This window comes from Pelovirga sp. C15f (genome assembly GCF_057178085.1).
Genome location: NZ_JBXUCV010000001.1, coordinates 262,085 through 281,235 on the forward strand (window position 1 = coordinate 262,085; position 19,151 = coordinate 281,235).

Consider the following 19,151-nt stretch of genomic DNA (forward strand, 5'->3'; position numbering starts at 1 on the left):
TAACTATAGGTGATTTTTCATCCAGTGTCGACCGCTAACTACAGTGTCCCGGTGTAAAACAACAGGACTATTTCTTATGAAATTTCAGGATGAGAATACCTGACCGTTTCTCTTTAATAGAAATTGACAGAAACAGTCAGGTATGATAGTCAATTGAGATAATTTATAGCGCGCAAGCTGGTCGTTGTCCGATCCAGTATCATGTCGTTAGGGCTTGTCAGGAGGTTGTTCATGTTAGCTTTTTTAAAAGACGATATCAGGGCAGTGTTTGATCGCGATCCGGCTGTGCGCAGCGTGTTTGAGGTGATTTTCTGTTATCCCGGTTTTCATGCCATGCTGTTTTATCGGCTATCCCACTGGTTATGGATTAACAACTGTAACTTTATGGGGCGCTTTGTCTCGCACCTCGGGCGCTTTTTTACCGGTATTGAGATCCACCCCGGGGCAAAAATCGGGCGAGGTTTTTTTATCGACCACGGTATGGGAGTAGTTATTGGCGAGACCGCCGAAATCGGTGAAAATTGTACTCTCTACCATGGCGTGACCCTGGGGGGGACATCCTGGGCCAAGGAAAAACGCCACCCGACCCTCGGCAATAATGTCGTAGTCGGCTCCGGCGCCAAGATTCTCGGTCCATTCAAGGTCGGCGATGATAGCAAGATCGGCTCGAATTCTGTTGTAGTTAAAGAGGTTCCAGCCACGGCTACAGTGGTGGGAATTCCTGGGCGCGTAGTGCTGTCAGGGGAAAAACGGGTCGGTGTCGATTTGCAGCACGGTGAATTACCTGACCCCGTAGCCAAAGCCGTGAGTTGTGTGTTTGATCAGATTCAGAGACTTGAAGAGCAGGTAGTCGGTTTACGCCATGAACAGGATAAGCTCAAGGCTGAACTGGTGAGGTATCGGGCTGACGAGGAGGATGCAGTCTCATGAGATTGTCAACCAAAGCTCAGTATGCTGTCCGTGCTCTGGTGAGTCTGAACCTGGCCAGCAGTGGAAGCCCGGTGACCATCAAGGATATTTCCGAGCGTGAAAAAATTTCACTGACCTATCTCGAGCAGCTTTTTGTCAAGCTCAGGCGCGGTCAGATTGTTAAAAGTGTACGTGGTCCCGGCGGTGGGTACCTGCTGGCTCGCGCGGCTGATCAGATTCGCGTAGACCAGATTATTGATACCGTTGAAGAGATTCTCGTGCCGGTCTCCTGTATGAACGCTGATGGCAGTTGCGGGTGCGACCTGGAATGTGCGACCCAGTCGGTATGGCAGGGGTTGGGAAATCAGATCCGTACTTTTCTCGCATCCATGACCCTGGAAGATCTTACCAAAGAAGCCCGTTGCCGTCTCGATCAACGATTTGGAGGGCAGGTTTGCATTTGATGTTTTACATTCACGTTACCCCGGAGGATTTTTGTGAAGCAGATTTATCTTGATAACAACGCAACGACAACAGTCAAGCCGGAAGTGCTGGAGGCTATGCTTCCTTATTTTCGTGAGCAATTCGGCAACCCCTCCAGCGTCCACTGGGCCGGCCGCATGGTCAGTGGGGCCATCGAGAAGGCCCGTGAACAGGTCGCGGAATTGCTCAACTGCTCACCGGCAGAAATTATTTTCGTCTCCTGCGGCAGCGAAGGGGATAACTTCGCAATCAAAGGGACTGCTGAAGCGTTGCGCCCCAAGGGAAACCACATTATCACTACCACAGTGGAGCACCCGGCCGTATTGGAGACCTGTGAATATCTGGAAAAAAACGGCTTTGAAGTAACCTATCTGCCGGTCGATAAAGATGGCATGCTCGATCTGGATGAGCTGGAGGCTGCTATCACCAGCAAGACCATCCTGATTTCGATCATGTGGGCTAATAATGAAACCGGCAATCTGTTCCCGATTCCCGAGATCGGTGAGATTGCCAGTCGTCATAAAGTACGTTTCCATACCGACGCGGTTCAGGCGATCGGCAAGGTTCCGGTGGACGTACAGGCTGCCAAGGTTGATATGCTGGTGCTGTCAGGTCACAAGATTGGCGCGCCCAAGGGCGTCGGCGCCTTGTACCTGCGTCGTGGTACCCGTATGACGCGTTTTATGCATGGCGGTCATCAGGAACGCAATCGTCGCGCTGGAACCCATAACGTGCCCGGTATTGTCGGTCTTGGTGTGGCTTGTGAACTGGCCCGTCTGAATCAGCAAAAGGACTATGCCTATGTCCGTCGCCTGCGTGACAAGCTCGAACAGGGGATTCTCAGCACGGTTCCTGATGTTAAACTGAACGGCCATCCGAACCCTGACCTGCGGCTGCCCAACACGCTGAATATCAGTTTTAATTTTATTGAAGGGGAATCGTTGCTGTTGTTTTTTGATATGAAGGGAATTGCCGCTTCCTCGGGCTCTGCCTGTACTTCCGGTTCGTTGGAGCCCTCTCATGTGATGCAGGCGATGGGCGTTGATATTGTGCTTGCCCACTCAAGTGTACGTTTCAGCTTCAGTGCTGACAACACTGAGGAGGAAGTAGACTATATCCTGGCCGAACTTCCCCCGATTGTTCAACGCCTGCGAGAGATGAGCCCCCTTTATCAACGTAAAGAACCGACACCGTTGCACTGTGATGAGTGCCGGATGGTTCATAAGGCCAGCTGAACAGAAAATAACGAACCTTTGTTGTGAATATAAGAAATAGGAGACCAAAAGGATGTACACAGAAAAAGTCATGGAACATTTCAGCAACCCACGCAATGTTGGTGAAATCGAAAATGCTAACGGGGTGGGTGAAGTCGGCAATGCCTCCTGTGGCGATATTATGAAGATCTACCTGAAGGTCGAAGACAATATTATCAAGGATGTTAAATTTAAAACCTTCGGTTGCGGTGCAGCGATAGCTACTTCTTCCATGGTGACGGAGCTCGCCATCGGCAAGACCATCGACGAGGCACTGGTATTGACCAACCAGGCAGTTGCTGAAGCCCTTGACGGTCTGCCGCCGGCTAAAATGCATTGTTCCAACCTGGCCGCCGATGCCCTGCATGAAGCAATCAAGGATTACAAGGCCAAGAATTCCTGATTTGTCGGTCTTTTTGCCGGCAATCTTTTCAAAAGGCTCCGCTTATACCGGGGCCTTTTGTGTGAGGTGGATGTGAAAAAACGTGTTGTCGTTGCCATGAGTGGCGGCGTTGATTCCTCGGTAACCGCCGCACTGCTGAAAGAGCAGGGGTATGAGGTTGTTGGTATGACCATGCAGATCTGGGATTATTCCCAGTATACTGACAAGCATGGTGAGACCTTCGGCAGTTGCTGTTCCCTTGATGACGTCTACGATGCTCGGCGGGTTGCCGAACAGCTGGATATTCCTTTTTATGTCATCAATTTTGAAAAGCAGTTCAAGCAGCAGGTGATTGATCGTTTTTGTAATGATTATCTTGCCGGACGGACACCCAATCCCTGTGTGCTCTGTAATCAGGTGCTCAAGTTTGAATTACTGATGCGCAAGGCGCGTGAACTTGAGGCGGATTTTCTGGCAACCGGCCATTATGCACAGATTCTTCCCCGTGCCGAAGGTGGTTTTGCCCTGCATAAAGGAATCGATCAGGATAAGGATCAGAGTTATTTCCTTTTTACCCTGACGGCGGAGCAGATGGCGCAGGTGCGTTTTCCCCTGGGCGGGATGACCAAGGAAGAAGTGAGAGCACACGCCGCGCGCTTTAATCTGCGCGTTGCTGAAAAAGCTGAAAGTCAGGACATCTGTTTTGTGCCGGATGGCGACTATGTCCGGTTTTTGGAAGAAGAACGACAACTCGATCATTGTGCCGGACCCATTGTTCATGTATCAGGGCAGGTGCTGGGACACCATCAAGGCTACTACCGCTATACCGTCGGTCAGCGCAAAGGACTCGGTGTCGGCTGGAGTGAGCCTCTCTATGTGATCCGTATTGATGCTGCCAACAAGAGTGTCGTCGTCGGAGAAAAACAGCACTTGCAGTGTGATCAGATGATTGTCGGCAACTGTGTGTGGAACATGGCGGCCCCGCAACTATCTTTTACCAGCGCCTGTCGTATCCGTTACCGCCAGCTGGAACAAACGGCCGAGGTTGTCCCCTTTGATCATGAGCGTGTCAAGGTGATTTTTTCTAATCCCCAGTCGGGAGTAACTCCGGGGCAGGCTGCCGTTTTCTATCAGGGTGATCGGGTGTTGGGGGGGGGATGGATTCAGTAACCAGGTCAGTTGCGATTGTTACTCTCGGCTGTAAAACCAATCAGTTTGAATCAGCGGCCATGCTTGAACAATTAACCGCCGAAGGCTATCAGCAGGTGAATTTTTCCTCAGGAGCCGATCTGGTGATTGTCAATACCTGCACGGTGACGGCGGCTACTGATTCCCAGTCGCGCAACCTGATTCGCCGCGCGCAGCGGCTAAACCCGGCGGCCCGGATTGTCGTTACCGGCTGTTACGCCCAGATCAATCCAACTGAACTGCAAAAACTTCCCGGTGTCAGTTTGATCATCGGGAATGAGCAGAAAAGAGAATTGCTGCGGCTGCTGGCACGGGCACAAGAAAACAACACCAGCAAAACCACCATTGAAGTGACCGATATCCGCGCGGTCGAGCACTGTAATCCTCTCGATCTTAGTACTTTTGCCCAGCGCAGCCGAGCTTTTGTGCAGATCCAGAACGGTTGTGACGCCTTTTGCTCTTACTGTATTATTCCGTATGCTCGTGGTACCAGCCGCTCGGTGACGGTTAATCAGGTTGTTGCCCAGATCGAGCGCCTGGGGGCGGCCGGTTATCGAGAGGTTGTGCTGACAGGTATCCATATCGGAGGCTATGGCCGGGATTTTGGGGATGGTACCAGTCTGCTGACATTATTGCGGGCGATAGAAGTTTGTGGGTTTGTCGGCCGTGTGCGTTTAGGGTCGATTGAACCAACGGAGCTGCCCCTTGAGCTGCGTGATTATCTCGTACAGAAGCAGTGGCTCTGCTCTCATCTGCATATCCCTTTACAGGCCGGTGATGACGAGATTCTAAGGCGCATGAATCGTCATTATGATACCGCATTTTTTGCTGATCTGCTTACAGATATGCATCAGCGTCACCCTGCGATGGCTCTTGGGCTTGATGTCATCTGTGGCTTTCCCGGAGAAACCGAGGATCATTTCTTAAACACTTACCGATTGTTAGAGCAGCTTCCTTTCAGTCATTTACATGTTTTCCCCTTTAGCCGCAGGCCTGGAACCCCGGCTGCGACTATGCCCGATCAGATTGCTCCAGCGTTGATCAAGGAGCGTGCTGCCAGATTGCGCGCGTTGGGAGAAGCAAAACTACAGCAGTTCAGTAGCCATTTTATCGGAACGGAATTGCTGATGCTGGTTGAGGGGGGGGGCTGCAAAGGGCTACACAAGGGACTGTCGGAAAATTATCTGACACTGCTGATCAATCAGCACCAGGCGCGGGCGGGGGAACTGTGTCTGGTGCGGGTTGTTGATCAGGTCAAAGACGGGCTGATGGTCGAGAGAGTGAACTGATGAGCTTATCGTGGTGTACGATATGCACAGGCTAGCGGTAACCACTTCAGGTCATCAATATTCTCCGGCGTCAGTTGAATACAATCTTCCTCCAGTTCCTGGCGTTGTGCATAAACGCGGCAGGTACGCTCATGGATGTCGAGAAAGCGGCAGGGGACACTTGTTGTGTGAACCCTGCCGTAACGATCGATAGTTTTTTCGAAACAGCATTCCCCGCAGCGTCGGCACCGGCTTTCCCATTCCGTCAATGCTGTTGTATCAGGCACACTCACTGTAGCCACAGGCGTGGCAAACACAGCAGCCTCCTTCATGCTCTACCGGACCACCACAATCGGGACAGGCGCCACCACCATTGTTGACTGCCGTCAAGATTTCTTCAGAATCTGCCATGTGCAGCTGAATCGCCTTGGCTACAGCGTCGGCACAGGAGGTGATACGGTTATTGCCGAAGCCGCTGGGTTTGTGACAGGTGATGCCGATCAGCTGTTTAACGCTCTGACGTGCCTGCACGCCGCTGCGCCAGGCCAGCGATACCAGACGGCCGATGGCTTCACACTGTGATGCGGCACAGCCTCCCGCCTTGCCCATGGTCGTGAAAAGTTCAAACAGCCCTTTTTCATCCTGATTGATGGTGATATAGAGGGGTCCGCAGCCGGTTTCCATCTGGTAGGTAGCGCCGGTCAGGGCGCGTGGGCGCTCACGTTTTCGCAACCCCTTGCGGGTTTCCATCGGGACATCCTCTTCGGTTTTGGCTTCCGCTTTGCCGGCCACTGAGAGAACCTGCATGGAGCGCGAGCCATCGCGATAGATGGTAACCCCCTTGCATCCCTGCTGATAGGCAAGACGATAAACCGTGGAGACATCTTCACGGGTGGCGTTATGACAGAAATTCACGGTTTTGGAGACGGCATTGTCGGTATGTTTCTGGAATGCCGCTTGCATCATCACGTGATCTTCGGGGGTAATGTCGTGAGAAGTGACAAAGATTTTGCGGATATCGTCAGGGACCCCTTTAACCGTCTGCACCGAGCCTTTTTCGGCGATCTCCTGCATCAGCTCTTCCGAATAAAAGCCGCGTTCGCGGGCAATGCGGGCAAAAACCGGATGAACTTCAATTAACTTGTTGTTGTCCATGACCTGGCGCACGTAGGAGACAGCGAACAGGGGCTCAACTCCGCTCGAACAGTTGGCAATAATTGAAATTGTACCGGTCGGGGCAATAGTGGTGCAGGTAGAATTACGCATAGCGCGACCTTCGGGATGATCAAAAATACTCCCCTGGAAGTTGGGGAAGGGGCCACGCTCAGCTGCTAACTGCGCTGACTCTTCGTGAGCAGCGTCATTGATAAAGCGCATGACTTTTTCCGCCAGGGCCACCGCTTCCGGGCTGTTGTAGGGAGTTTTGAGTAGAATCAGCAAATCGGCCCAGCCCATGACGCCAAGGCCGATCTTGCGGTTGGCACGGGTCATCTGATCAATTTCCGGTAGCGGATAGGCGTTGGCTTCTATGACGTTGTCGAGAAAGCGGGTAGCCAGTCTCACAGTTTTCTTCAGCTTTTCCCAGTCGATTTGTCCATTGTTGATCATCCGCGCCAGATTGATTGAGCCCAGATTGCACGACTCGTAGGGGAGCAGAGGCTGCTCACCGCAGGGATTGGTGCTCTCAATTTCTCCTACCAGCGGAGTCGGGTTGTCACGGTTCAGACGGTCGAGGAAGACAATCCCGGGTTCGCCATTGGTCCAGGCCATATCAACAATCTGGGTAAACACCTTGGTGGCATTCAGCAGTTTGACCTGCTCGCCGGTACGCGGGTTGATCAGCGGGTAGTCATCACCTGCTTCCACCGCCTGCATAAAGGTTTCGGTAACACCAACCGAGATGTTGAAGTTAGTCAGCACCGTCGGATCGCGTTTGGCCATGATAAAGTCCATGATGTCTGGATGATCGACCCGCAGGATGGCCATGTTGGCACCGCGGCGGGTGCCGCCTTGTTTGATGGTTTCCGTCGCTGCATCAAAGACCTGCATGAAAGAGATGGGGCCCGAGGAGACACCGCTGGTCGATTGCACCTCGTCATTGGCCGGACGAATACGTGAAAAGGAGAAGCCGGTGCCGCCGCCGCTTTTATGGATCAGGGCGGTATGCTTGATGGCATCGAAAATACTCTCCATGGAATCACCAACCGGCAAGACAAAGCAGGCCGACAGCTGTCCCAGGGGACGTCCGGCATTCATCAGGGTCGGCGAGTTAGGCAGGAAATCAAGTTGAGACATCATCTCATAGCAGGCGGCTTCAAACTGCTCACGCCGATTGCTGTCGGCTTCAACGCCGGCGATTGTACGAGCAACGCGGCGAAACAATTCTTCGGCATTTTCCAGGGACTTGCCGCCGGCATCGCGGATGAAATAGCGCTTGCGTAAAACAGTGAGGGCATTACTGGACAGGTTAAGGGTGTTTTCTGAGTGATTATCGGTCATGTTCAGGTCCTTCTGATCTGGATGGCGAGACAATGTGTTTATCTTGCTTAGCACTATATATATGAAGATTGAAACTTTAACGACTATATATTGTGGTTTCAAGTTCTTTTTTATTTATTTCTTGTAACCCGCCGACTGCGCCGAAGCAGGTGCCGGTGCGGTTTTCATCGGTACAGGAATCCGTTATAGTGAACGGTGTATTTGTGGCATTATGTTGCCGGCGCGAGAATGTCTTGTCGCCACCCTGGATTTTAAGTATTGTCCAGATCTTGATGAAACCTTACTGTTTTTTTGCCTTTGACAGGATCAACTGCGTCCATGAATCGGGTTTATCTTGACAACGCTGCGACCAGTCATCCCAAGCCGGAGGTCGTTTATCATGCGGTTGATGCCGTTCTGCGTCGTGGTGGCAGTGCCGGACGCGGCAGTCATCAACAGGGAATTAGTGCTGATCGTGAGGTTTTTGCCACGCGCGAACTCTTGGCACAGCTGTTCGGAGTTGCCTCCTCAGAACGCTTTATTTTTACCGCTAATGCAACCCAGGCGCTCAATCTGGCAATCTTTGGCCTTCTGAATAACGGCGATCGGGTAGTCACTACCAGCATGGAACACAATGCGGTAACCCGGCCTTTACGCGTGTTGCAGGATCAGGGTGTCGAGATTGTCAAGATTGCAGCCGATGCACAGACCGGAATGGTAGCTATAACCGATATCCAGCGGGCCTGTCTGGCAGCGCCCACCCGCCTGCTGGTGATTAATCATTCATCCAATGTGTTCGGTTCGCTCCAGCCGCTGGATGGCCTCGGACACTGGTGTCGTCAGCAGGGTATTATCCTGCTGGTTGACGGTTCCCAGAGCGCGGGGCTGCTACCAATCAATCTCGAAGAATTAGCGATTGATCTTTTCGCTGCTCCCGGTCATAAAGGATTGTTGGGACCTCAAGGTACCGGTTTTTTGTATATCCATGAGGGAATCGCATTACGTCCCTTGATCTATGGTGGTACCGGGGCCAATTCCCACTCGTCACAGCAGCCGCAAGTTCTGCCCGAACGCTTCGAAAGCGGTACCTTCAATATTCCCGGCCTGGCGGGCCTGGGTGCCGCCCTGCGCTTTTTGCTGGAAACCGGCGTTGAGCAGATTCACGCCCGGGAGACACAACTGGTGCGGCTGTTGATCACCGGGCTGGTCCAGATGGATATGGTTCAGCTTTACGGTCCGCCCGCCGATCAACCCCGCGGTTCCGCTGTATCTTTCACTATCAAGGGGCTCGATACATCAGCAGCAGGGTTTCTTCTCGATCAGCGTGGTATTGCAGTACGTACCGGCTTGCATTGTTCTCCGGATAGCCATCGCAGTTGTGGGACTTTTCCTGAAGGAACCATTCGCGTGAGTCCCGGATTTTTTACCACTGAAGAACACATCTACTATTTTCTTGAGCAGGTTGATAGCTTAAAGCAGGTTTTTTGAACTGGACTGTTGGAGTCCTGCCCCCAGGGAGAGGTATGTAATGAAGTATTATATTCTTGATACTAATGTTGTCCTGCACGATCCCCAGGCTATTTTTAAATTTGATGACAATGTCGTTGTGCTTCCTTTAACGGTGATTGAAGAGATTGATCGCTTCAAAAAAGATCAGAGCGAAACCGGGCGTAATGCGCGTCATATCTCGCGGATGATCGATGGCTTCCGTTCCCAGGCCAAGCTGGTGGAGGGCGTAACGCTGGAAAATGGTGGAATTCTCAAGGTCGCTATCTACAAGCAGGAGTTCATGCAGAAGCTGCCGCCGGAATTGCGCGTCGATCGTGGTGATAACCGTATTCTGGCGGTTGCTAACGACCTGATGGAGTCCCTGCCTGATGGCAGGGTGGTTCTCGTTTCCAAAGATATCAACCTGCGTATCAAAGCCGACACCCTGGGCTTGCAGGCGGAGGATTTTCAGAATGACAAGGTGCCGGTAGATGAGCTGTACACCGGGACGGCAGAACAGTTGGTCAGCAAGGAACTGGTTGATCAATTTTACGAAGAAGGTTCTATTGATATTGAGCTCGACTTTTACCCCAATCAGGGGGTGACTCTGGTTGATGACACCAACCCTTCACACACTGCCCTTGGTCGTTTTGTTGCCGCACAGCGGAAGATCGTTCCCTTGATCAAGGTTCCAAAAGAGGGGGTATGGGGGATCCATCCACGTAATCGCGAACAGCAGTTTGCATTTGATCTGCTGCTGAATGATGATGTTCAGCTTGTTTCGCTGGTCGGCAAGGCCGGTACCGGTAAAACGTTGCTGGCTATTGCCGCGGGTCTGCTAAAATCCGCCGATGAGGGAACTTATAACCGGTTGCTGATCTCGCGACCGGTCTTTCCTATGGGGCGGGATTTAGGGTTTTTACCGGGAGATATTGAAGAAAAACTGGCACCCTGGATGCAACCGATTTTCGATAATGTTGAACTGCTGCTGTCATCCCACGATGAAGGGGGAAAGCGCAAACGCGGTTATCGTGAACTGATTGATCTGGGACTGATGGAGATTGAACCCTTAACCTATATCCGTGGGCGTTCAATCCCAAAACAATACCTGATTGTCGATGAAGCCCAGAATCTGACTCCCCATGAAATAAAAACGATCATCAGTCGCGCCGGTGAAGGAACAAAAATTGTCCTGACCGGTGATCCCTATCAGATTGACAACCCCTATGTTGATTCAGCGAGTAACGGACTCTCTTTTTCCGTCGAACGGTTCAAAGGGCAGGAGCTGATTGGCCATGTCACTCTGACCAAGGGTGAACGCTCGGCGTTAGCTGAGCTGGCCGCCAATTTATTGTGATTGATAAGGATCTGTGATGTTGCTTCTGGCTCTGGAAAGCTCCTGCGATGAAACTGCCGCCGCCGTTGTCCGGGATGGTCGCGAGGTCTTATCGAATATTATCTCGTCACAGATTGATCTGCATTCAATTTATGGTGGGGTAGTGCCCGAACTGGCTTCGCGCCGCCATCTGGAAGTAATCAATCCATTGGTTGACGAAGCCCTGCAACGTGCTGGAATAACGGCGGAGGATCTTGAAGGGGTCGCCGTGACCAGTGGCCCCGGGTTAACCGGTGCCCTGCTGGTTGGTGTGTCATTTGCCAAGGCTTTTGCCTATGCCCTGAATATTCCTTTTATCGGGGTCCACCATATTGAGGCACACATCCAGGCGATCCGCCTTGAACAGGAGGTTTCCTGTCCGTTTCTGGGAGCTGCGGTTTCCGGCGGACATACTCACCTGTATCGCGTTGATGGAATCGGTTCCTACCGTTTGCTCGGGCGTACCATCGATGATGCTGCCGGTGAAGCCTTTGATAAGGTTGCCAAGATGCTTGGACTTGGTTACCCTGGTGGCCCGCTGATCGATAAACTTGCGGCCAGGTACGATAGTGGTGATATTAAATTTCCTCGCCCTTTGCTCAATCGTGACAATCATGACTTCAGTTTTTCAGGTCTGAAAACCGCTGTACTTAGTCACATTCAGGGGTTGCCGCAACCACTGAATGAACAGCAGGTTGGACAGATTGCCAGTGCTTTTCAACAAGCGGTGGTCGATGTGCTCACGATCAAGATTCTACGCGCGGCACAGCAGGAAGGGCTGGTACGAATTGTTGTTGCCGGCGGGGTTGCTTGTAACTCGGGGTTGCGTCAGCGTTTTGCTGACCTTACTGCTGAAACAAAGACGCAGGTTTATTTCCCCAAACCCTTGTTGTGTGCTGACAACGCAGCAATGATTGCCGTGGCCGCCGACTTTTATTTAAGCCACGGCAAAAGCTCCGGTTTTGATCTTAATGCGGTGTCCAGCTGGCCTCTGGAGCAGGTTTCCCTTTGACCGACTTCTCTACTAATCGCTGGCAGCGCTTCGGTTTTTTTCGCCAGTTCAAACTTCATTTGATCCGCCTGGCGAGAATCAAATCATCCCCCGATGCGATCGCGCGGGGGATGGCTCTTGGTGTCTTTATCGGGTTTACCCCGTTTTTTGGCCTTCACATCCTGATTGCTCTGCTTTTTGCCTTTGTCCTGCAACAGAACAAGATTGCTACTTTCGTGGGTGTCTGGGTTACCAATCCGCTTACTGCGCCCTTTATTTACGCTCTTGAATACGAAATCGGCCGCATGCTGCTTGGCAAACCGCCCATCGGTATCCTCATGTTTAATCGTGAATTGACCTGGGGTGCTGCTTTGCAGATGGGTTTACCGTTGGGGCTCGGCTCTGTCGTTCTTGGTCTGCCGCTGGCGTTGATCAGCTATGCCCTGACCTTACGTCTTATTCCCTGGTTACGCCAATACCGGATACCACGCTGGCCCAAGCCCCTGCGCAAGCTGCTACCTCACGACAGCAAGAACGAGAAGCCATGAGCTATCAGACAAAAAAACGCTTTGGCCAGCATTTTCTACATGATCCCGCGGTGATCGCCAAGATTATTGGCGCCGCCCGCCTTCAAAGCCAGCAGTCGGTTGTCGAAATCGGACCCGGGCTGGGGGTTCTTACTGACCAGCTGCTTGAGAAAGTAGGTCGGGTTGAAGTAATCGAAATCGATCGTGATCTGATCACGCTGCTGCACCAGCGACAGGAGGAACGTCTGATCATCCATGAGGGCGACGTGCTTAAGCTGTCCTGGCCTGATCTGTTGACTGAGCCTCCCTACACTCTGGTTGCCAACCTGCCTTACAACATTTCCAGTCAGATCATTTTCAAGCTGCTGGATCATCGTCCCCTGTTTGCGCGGATGGTTCTGATGTTTCAGCGCGAGGTGGGTCAACGTCTGATGGCCCGGCCCGGCACCAAAGATTATGGTATCCTCTCGGTATTGTGCCAGCTCTGGTATGATATAAATAAAGTTGTGCTGGTCAAACCCGGAGCCTTTAATCCACCTCCCAAGGTCGATTCCCTGGTGCTCTCTTTTGTCCCGCTGGCAGCGCCCCGTGTGGATCCGGGTGATGAGTTCCTGTTCAAAAAACTGGTAAAGGGGGCTTTTACCCAGCGCCGCAAAACCCTGCGCAACAGTTTGCTGGCCAGCGGGATTAAAGCCATAGACATCGATGTGGCCCTGTCCCTGGCGGAGATCGATCCCGGCTGTCGTGGTGAAACCTTGGGCCTGCAGCAGTTTTCAGCTTTGACCAGGGCCTTTCTGGCCATTGAATCGGCTGAATAAATCTTTCGATCTCATTGCACCCCGGCCGCGGCTATTTTATATTTCACAGGTGTTAACATGGTATTGTCAGTAACAAGAGCTCGTTTCACCCACCAACAAAGGAGTCGGTAATGAAGGTAACGGTTCTAAGTAGCGGATCAATAGAAGAAAATGAACAGCTGTTTGAACCGGAGGCGATCAAGAAGGAGTTGAAGCGTCAGGGGCAAAAAGGACATCTCGATACCTTTGTTGTCCTAGCTGAGATCCTGCGCGCGGAGATTCCAGAGCATTTACTGACCCAGTTGAGTTTTGCCGAATTGACCCAGCAGTTGATCGAGGCTGGTAATTTTCTCTTTAAACAGGATCATGAGGTCAGGGTTAAACTGTTTCCCCTCAAGGATTCAGGAAATTATCGCCTCTTCACCAACTCACCTGACGCCAATCATATTTTTTTCTCATTGCAGGAATATCTGCACCGCAGAGCCCTGCAGTTTCACGTGGTATGCCATCCGATTCTGTCGGTAGCGAGAAAAGACGGCATGATTGAAGTGCTCACCAACGCTTGCGATGAACTTCCACGTGAGTCGTTTGTCTGGATGGAGTTTGAGCGTCTCGCTGAAGGGCAGGTTGAGGAGATTGAATCGGCACTTAAATCAATTATTTCAGCGGCTCTGACCATCTACCGGGATCGCCCGGCGATGCTTGAAAAATTCGATGAGCTTTTGAAAATAAAAGAGTTTTCCGGACACCAGGCCCTGTTTGAATGGTTGAAGCAGGAGAACTTCATTCCCGTTGCCACGCGTAATTTCACTTACACTTCAGGTAACGATATCAGTCACTTCAAAGAAGAGAAAAACAAAGCCCTGGGGTTGACCGAGTTTTATCTCCAGCCCTTTCACAAAGCTGATAAACCATTTGCTCTGAGTGTCGAAAAAGTTTTTTCACTGCTTGGCCATGGTAAAATAGTCGACGTCGAACGCACGGAATTGCGTTGTCCGTTGCACCGCTTTGAACGGCTGACCTATCTCGGATTTCGCGAAAAAATCAAGGGTGGCTACCGCGAATACTGTTTCTTTGGTTTTTACACGCAAAAAAGCATTGATGAAAACAGTTATATGATCCCGGCCCTGCGCCAGCGAATTGAAAAGGCGCAACAGCAGTTGAATATCGTCCGCGATAGTCACAACTATCGTAAGACGGTGCAGATCATCAACAGCTTCCCCAAAATCGAACTTTTTTTGATGGAAGAGGATGAATTGCGGCGCATGTTGCGTTCTTTTATCCAGATGCACCGTCAGGCCGGTGTCAAGGTGGTGATCGCACCGACAACCGCGGAGCAGGGGTTGACGCTGCTGCTGATCATGCCTAATGAATATTATCTGCCTGAGCATATTGAGCGTCTGGAGGCCTATCTGCGTCGTTATTTCAAGGCCGTCAGCGTCGATATTCGCCTCATCCATGCCGCATCGGATTATTTGACCCTGCACGTCAACCTGCAGCTGCGCCATAAAGAGGTGCAGGTTGATCTGCTCAAGCTGGAGCAGGGGTTGACCCGTCTGACCATGCCGTGGAAGCTGCGTTTTCGTACCCTGCTGGAAAAGAACTTCAGCAGGGAATCCTATGCGACCTGGGATACTTACATCAAAGCTTTTGATAAAGAATACCGGGCGCGCAATGAACCGCGTTTTGCCATCCGGGATTTGCGAAATATTGAAAAGCTCCTGCATTTTCAGCAGGATGTTTTTGATTTATGGGGGCCATTCCACGGTCAGCGCGATTATTATCGTCTGCAGTTTTACAGTTTGAACCGTTGTTACCTGAACGACCTGATGCCCTTTCTGCAGAACCTCAATCTGTATGTGCTGCATCAGGTCGATTCTGATCTGGTCATTAACGATCAGCCGGTTTATATCAAAAGTTTTTCGGTGCGCGCTGATACCGCTAAAAGTTTGCCAATGGCACAGGTTAAAACACCACTGATCGAAACCCTGCGCGCGCTGAAAAGTAACGAGGTGGAGAATGATTATCTCCACCAGCTGTTGTTGCCAACCGGACTCTCATGGCGTCAGATCGATGTCTTCCGGGCCTATCGAAATTATTATCTGCAATTAGGAAGCCCTTTTTCCAAAAAACGGGTAGCAGAAACCTTGACCAATAATATCGCTGCAACGCAGTTGTTGTATCGCTATTTTGAAGGACGTTTCAAGCCGGCACCAGAGTGGGAAGATCCGATGGTGCGTGAGTTGGAGGTGCTCTCGCCGGTGCGACAGGAATTGGTCAAGGTCTTGGAAGATGTCACTAACCCCAATGAAGACAAGATCCTGCGCACCCTGTTTAATCTGATTGATTCCACCATTCGCACTAACTTTTTTGTGCGCTGCGACCAGGAAGACTATCTTATTTCCCTCAAGATCAGCTCGTTGGGTGTTATCGATATGCCCACTCCGCGACCGCTCTACGAGGTCTATGTTCATTCAGCGCAGATAGAAGGTGTTCACCTGCGTGGCGGCAAGGTGGCCCGTGGTGGCATCCGCTGGTCCGACCGGCCGGATGATTTCAGGACCGAAGTATTGGGTCTGGTTAAGGCTCAGATGACCAAAAATGCGGTGATTGTGCCGGAAGGGTCCAAGGGAGGATTTGTTACAAAACGCAGCAGTGCCGATCGCGAGCAGATGGGGCAGATCGTCAAGGAGGCCTACCAGACCTTCATGCGTGGTCTGCTGGATATCACTGATAACCGGGTCGGCAATGAAATCGTCCGTCCTGTCGGGGTGATTGCCCATGATGATAATGACCCCTATCTGGTGGTTGCGGCCGATAAGGGCACGGCTCATCTATCCGATGTTGCTAACGCAATCAGTGAATCCTACAACTTCTGGCTGGGTGACGCCTTTGCCAGTGGCGGTTCTCACGGTTATGATCACAAAAAGCTGGGGATTACGGCGCGTGGTGCCTGGGAGAGCGTTAAACGCCTGTTCCGGGAGATGGGACGCGATATTCAGACAGAACCTTTTACCGTGGTCGGCATTGGCGACATGAGTGGCGACGTCTTTGGCAATGGCATGTTGTTATCGAAAAAAATTCGTCTGCTGGCGGCTTTTGATCACCGTCATATTTTCCTTGACCCTGATCCCGATACGGAAACGTCCTGGCAGGAGCGTCAGCGCCTGTTCAACCTGCCGCGCTCAACCTGGGAAGATTACAACAGTCAACTGATTTCTGCCGGTGGCGGCATTTATTCGCGCCAACTCAAAGAGATTCCCCTGACGCCGCAAGTGGCCAAGTGGCTGGGTGTGCGCCAGAGCAGTATTGACGTTCCCGGCTTGATAAAGTTGTTGCTCACCGCCCCGGTAGATCTGTTGTGGAACGGTGGTATTGGTACTTATATCAAAGCCTCAACCCAGAACCATGAAGAAGCCGGTGACCGGGCCAATGACGGATTGCGCGCCGATGGTATTGAGGTGCGTGCCAAGGTGATAGGTGAAGGGGGCAACCTTGGCCTAACCCAGGCGGGACGCATAGAGTTTGCTCTTAATGGTGGCCGGGTGAATACCGATGCCATCGACAATTCAGGTGGTGTTGACAGCTCCGATCACGAGGTCAACCTGAAGATACTGTTACGCCTGTTGCGTCAGGAAAGGAAAGTTAAATCACTCAAGGCCGGTTACGCTTTGCTGGAAGAGATTGAGGAGACCGTTTGCCAGGACGTACTGACTAACAACTATACCCAGACGCTGTCTATCTCTCTGGATGAGTTGCGCATCGAAAATGATGTTGAACCGCACCTGGAGCTGATCGATCGCTTGAGTCGCGCCGGGTTGCTGGATCGTCGCGGAGAGGGCCTGCCGAGTCGCAAAGACGTGGCACTGCGTCAGCCCAATCGCCTGACGCGCCCGGAACTGGCGGTCCTGTTGGCCTATAGTAAGATGTTCCTGTATCGCGGCCTGCTCGATGCAGAGCTGCCGGACAATAAGGTCGTTAAAAAACTCCTTTTTGATTATTTCCCGGCAGAAATTGGTGAACGCTATGCAGAGCAGGTTCCCCATCATCCGCTGGCGCGAGAAATTACTGCGACCATGCTGACCAACCGTGTCGTCGATCAGGCTGGTAGTGCATTTTTGCAGACCGCCAGTCGTTTGACCGGGCGTTCGCAAGTCAGTGTCGCCAATGCCTATCTGATTTTTGACAGTCTGCTCAGCGGCCCTGAACTACGTCATGCGGTTTATTCATTAGATAACCGGATGTCGGCAGCGCGTCAATACGAGCTGCTGTTGCGCCTTGAAAACATTCTAGCCACCTTCTGTGTCTATGCCCTTGGCAACGGCATGACAATTCCGGCGACAACCACCGATCTTGATCGGATCAGTGCCCAACTTAATGATTATGCGGGCCTGTTGCCGAAGGTATTGCCGGCCAATGTCTGGCAGGAATGCCGACAACTTAAAAGCACCCTGCAGAATGAGGGCTTGAATCCAGACCTTGCCTACAAGTTTTCGGTGCTGGATAACCTGGTCGACTTTCTGCCGCTCTTGTGTATGGTCGACCGCTCCGGTCAGAGTCTGGAAGCTCTGGCTCAGATCAAGGTTATGGTCGATCAGCAGGTCAAGATTGATGTGCTCTTGGAACAACTGGCGAAAGTGCCGGTCCGTGACAGTTGGGATCGTCAGGCTCGTGAATCCTTAATCAGCAGCCTTCATGCGGTCAATGTCAGCCTGGTGTACCAGGTGGCGACGGAATCAGTAGCGCGTCCGGAAGCGTTTTTCAGCCAGCGACGAGCGAAGATACGTTTCCTTGACAGCGCACGCCAATCGTTGATCGCTGAGGAACCGCAGAACTTTCACCCGTTTTCGGTGTTGCTGCATCATCTTGAGGGACTGGTCAAGTCCTGAAGAAAAAACAGCTGTTGCTGCGTGGAAACTGATTGTCTTGTCGGCGCAGAGGGGAAAAGATGGGCGGCTTTGTCCAGATGATTGGCAACGATATTGGTGGTGTGGTAATTATTATCCTGGGTATTGACTGAAACGTGACTGAACCCAGGGACCCGGAACGTGTGCCGGAGTCCAGTCTGGTGGTTTAACCGAACAACATATCGCCTGGATCATCAAGACCGGGACGAAATGGTATTCTTTTCAGCGAAGCCTGATGCTTCGACTGATGCCTTTCGTTACGACGGAAGGCTTTTTTATTAGAAAAACAGGATACTTTATGGTGCAAAAACGAAAAACCATCCTTGATATTGCCCGCATGAAACTGGACAAGAGCAAGATCGCTGTCCTCACAGCCTACGATTATCCCTTTGCTCGCCTGATGGACGAGGCGGGCATCGATATCATTCTGGTAGGTGATTCAGTTGGTTCGGTGGTGTCCGGTTATGATAACACCCTGCCGGTCACTCTGGACGAAATGATCTACCACACCAAAGCGGTCATGCGTGGCAGCCACCAGGCACTGGTGGTGACCGATATGCCCTTTATGTCCTATCAAACTGATATTCGCGACGCCCGTATCAATGCCGGACGTTTGATCAAAGAGGGTGGGGCTCAGGCAGTCAAACTTGAAGGCGGCGTGCCAATGGCCGCCACTATTCGCGCGTTGGTCGATATTGACATACCGGTCGTTGGTCATATTGGCCTGACCCCGCAGTCGATCCATCGCATGGGTGGATTCAGGGTCCAGGGGCGGGCTGATGAACAGGCTCAAAAGCTAATTGCGGACGCCCGGGCGGTTGAAGAAGCGGGAGCTTTTGCCATGGTGCTGGAGGGCATTCCGGCGCCACTGGCGCGGGAAATTACCCGCCTGGTGACCATTCCTACGATTGGTATCGGTGCCGGTATTGGCTGCGATGGTCAGGTGCTGGTGATTCATGATGTGCTGGGCCTCTATGACAAATATGCGCCCAAGTTTGTCAAGCGCTATGCCGATGTTGCCCCGTTAATTGCGCGTGGTATCGAAGACTACATTCACGAAGTCAAGCAGGGGATTTTTCCGACTGATGATCATTCCTTCAAATAG

15 protein-coding genes are annotated in these 19,151 nt (G+C 51.9%); 13 read left to right on the forward strand and 2 right to left on the reverse strand.

All coding sequences use genetic code 11. From position 1 onward, the window contains the following. Positions 1-231: 231 nt before the first annotated feature. The 6 genes from cysE (at position 232) to mtaB (ending at position 5,504) form a co-directional block, all read left to right on the forward strand. Complete coding sequence (gene cysE / locus AC1931_RS01275; RefSeq protein WP_483875415.1) at positions 232-930, forward strand: serine O-acetyltransferase; 699 nt, start codon at positions 232-234, stop codon at positions 928-930. After that, positions 927-1,373 (forward strand): Rrf2 family transcriptional regulator, encoded by a 447-nt coding sequence (locus tag AC1931_RS01280; RefSeq protein ID WP_483875416.1) that lies wholly within the window; start codon positions 927-929, stop codon positions 1,371-1,373. Before cysE ends, AC1931_RS01280 begins: the two co-directional genes overlap by 4 nt. Positions 1,374-1,406: 33 nt before the next feature. Then, positions 1,407-2,627, forward strand: coding sequence for a cysteine desulfurase NifS (gene nifS / locus AC1931_RS01285; RefSeq protein WP_483875417.1), 1,221 nt, complete (start codon positions 1,407-1,409; stop codon positions 2,625-2,627). Positions 2,628-2,679: 52 nt separating this feature from the next. Beyond that, positions 2,680-3,048, forward strand: a complete 369-nt coding sequence (nifU, locus tag AC1931_RS01290; RefSeq protein WP_483875418.1) for a Fe-S cluster assembly scaffold protein NifU — start codon at positions 2,680-2,682, stop codon at positions 3,046-3,048. Positions 3,049-3,144: 96 nt separating this feature from the next. Next, positions 3,145-4,197: a tRNA 2-thiouridine(34) synthase MnmA gene (gene mnmA, locus AC1931_RS01295; protein WP_483876153.1), complete on the forward strand. Its 1,053-nt coding sequence runs from the start codon at positions 3,145-3,147 to the stop codon at positions 4,195-4,197. After that, complete coding sequence (gene mtaB, locus AC1931_RS01300; protein ID WP_483875419.1) at positions 4,185-5,504, forward strand: tRNA (N(6)-L-threonylcarbamoyladenosine(37)-C(2))-methylthiotransferase MtaB; 1,320 nt, start codon at positions 4,185-4,187, stop codon at positions 5,502-5,504. The genes mnmA and mtaB overlap by 13 nt, the downstream gene beginning before the upstream one ends. Positions 5,505-5,509: 5 nt before the next feature. Here mtaB and AC1931_RS01305 read toward each other — a convergent pair whose 3' ends face one another. Beyond that, positions 5,510-5,800 carry a YkgJ family cysteine cluster protein gene (locus AC1931_RS01305; protein WP_483875420.1) on the reverse strand — a complete coding sequence of 97 codons (291 nt, stop codon included), beginning with the start codon at positions 5,798-5,800 and terminating at the stop codon, positions 5,510-5,512. Beyond that, positions 5,763-7,982: a vitamin B12-dependent ribonucleotide reductase gene (locus AC1931_RS01310; RefSeq protein WP_483875421.1), complete on the reverse strand. Its 2,220-nt coding sequence runs from the start codon at positions 7,980-7,982 to the stop codon at positions 5,763-5,765. The genes AC1931_RS01305 and AC1931_RS01310 overlap by 38 nt, the downstream gene beginning before the upstream one ends. Before the next feature lie 318 nt (positions 7,983-8,300). Here AC1931_RS01310 and AC1931_RS01315 point away from each other — a divergent pair, with 318 nt between their 5' ends. The 7 genes from AC1931_RS01315 to panB all read left to right on the forward strand — a co-directional run bounded on the left by AC1931_RS01315 (position 8,301) and on the right by panB (position 19,151). Beyond that, a complete protein-coding gene (locus tag AC1931_RS01315; protein ID WP_483875422.1) occupies positions 8,301-9,449 on the forward strand; it encodes an aminotransferase class V-fold PLP-dependent enzyme in 1,149 nt (382 codons plus the stop codon). Between the two features lie 40 nt (positions 9,450-9,489). Further along, positions 9,490-10,806, forward strand: a complete 1,317-nt coding sequence (locus AC1931_RS01320; RefSeq protein ID WP_483875423.1) for a PhoH family protein — start codon at positions 9,490-9,492, stop codon at positions 10,804-10,806. A 16-nt stretch (positions 10,807-10,822) separates the two neighbouring features. Next, the gene (gene tsaD, locus AC1931_RS01325; protein ID WP_483875424.1) at positions 10,823-11,836 is read left to right on the forward strand and encodes a tRNA (adenosine(37)-N6)-threonylcarbamoyltransferase complex transferase subunit TsaD; all 1,014 of its coding nucleotides are present in this window, start codon (positions 10,823-10,825) and stop codon (positions 11,834-11,836) included. After that, on the forward strand, positions 11,833-12,363 hold the full coding sequence (locus tag AC1931_RS01330; RefSeq protein WP_483875425.1) for a DUF2062 domain-containing protein: 531 nt from the start codon (positions 11,833-11,835) through the stop codon (positions 12,361-12,363). The genes tsaD and AC1931_RS01330 overlap by 4 nt, the downstream gene beginning before the upstream one ends. Further along, entirely contained in the window at positions 12,360-13,160 is an 801-nt protein-coding gene (gene rsmA, locus AC1931_RS01335; protein WP_483875426.1) for a 16S rRNA (adenine(1518)-N(6)/adenine(1519)-N(6))-dimethyltransferase RsmA, read from the forward strand. Before AC1931_RS01330 ends, rsmA begins: the two co-directional genes overlap by 4 nt. Positions 13,161-13,270: 110 nt before the next feature. After that, positions 13,271-18,028: an NAD-glutamate dehydrogenase domain-containing protein gene (locus AC1931_RS01340; protein ID WP_483875427.1), complete on the forward strand. Its 4,758-nt coding sequence runs from the start codon at positions 13,271-13,273 to the stop codon at positions 18,026-18,028. Between the two features lie 319 nt (positions 18,029-18,347). Then, positions 18,348-19,151 carry a 3-methyl-2-oxobutanoate hydroxymethyltransferase gene (gene panB / locus AC1931_RS01345; RefSeq protein ID WP_483876154.1) on the forward strand — a complete coding sequence of 268 codons (804 nt, stop codon included), beginning with the start codon at positions 18,348-18,350 and terminating at the stop codon, positions 19,149-19,151.

Coding starts and splice junctions, on each gene's coding strand:
- cysE (WP_483875415.1), top strand. CDS start 232: ATGTTAGCTTTTTTAAAAGACGATATCAGGGCAGTGTTTGATCGCGAT.
- AC1931_RS01280 (WP_483875416.1), top strand. CDS start 927: ATGAGATTGTCAACCAAAGCTCAGTATGCTGTCCGTGCTCTGGTGAGT.
- nifU (WP_483875418.1), top strand. CDS start 2,680: ATGTACACAGAAAAAGTCATGGAACATTTCAGCAACCCACGCAATGTT.
- mnmA (WP_483876153.1), top strand. CDS start 3,145: ATGAGTGGCGGCGTTGATTCCTCGGTAACCGCCGCACTGCTGAAAGAG.
- mtaB (WP_483875419.1), top strand. CDS start 4,185: ATGGATTCAGTAACCAGGTCAGTTGCGATTGTTACTCTCGGCTGTAAA.
- AC1931_RS01310 (WP_483875421.1), bottom strand. CDS start 7,982: ATGACCGATAATCACTCAGAAAACACCCTTAACCTGTCCAGTAATGCC.
- AC1931_RS01315 (WP_483875422.1), top strand. CDS start 8,301: ATGAATCGGGTTTATCTTGACAACGCTGCGACCAGTCATCCCAAGCCG.
- AC1931_RS01320 (WP_483875423.1), top strand. CDS start 9,490: ATGAAGTATTATATTCTTGATACTAATGTTGTCCTGCACGATCCCCAG.
- tsaD (WP_483875424.1), top strand. CDS start 10,823: ATGTTGCTTCTGGCTCTGGAAAGCTCCTGCGATGAAACTGCCGCCGCC.
- rsmA (WP_483875426.1), top strand. CDS start 12,360: ATGAGCTATCAGACAAAAAAACGCTTTGGCCAGCATTTTCTACATGAT.
- AC1931_RS01340 (WP_483875427.1), top strand. CDS start 13,271: ATGAAGGTAACGGTTCTAAGTAGCGGATCAATAGAAGAAAATGAACAG.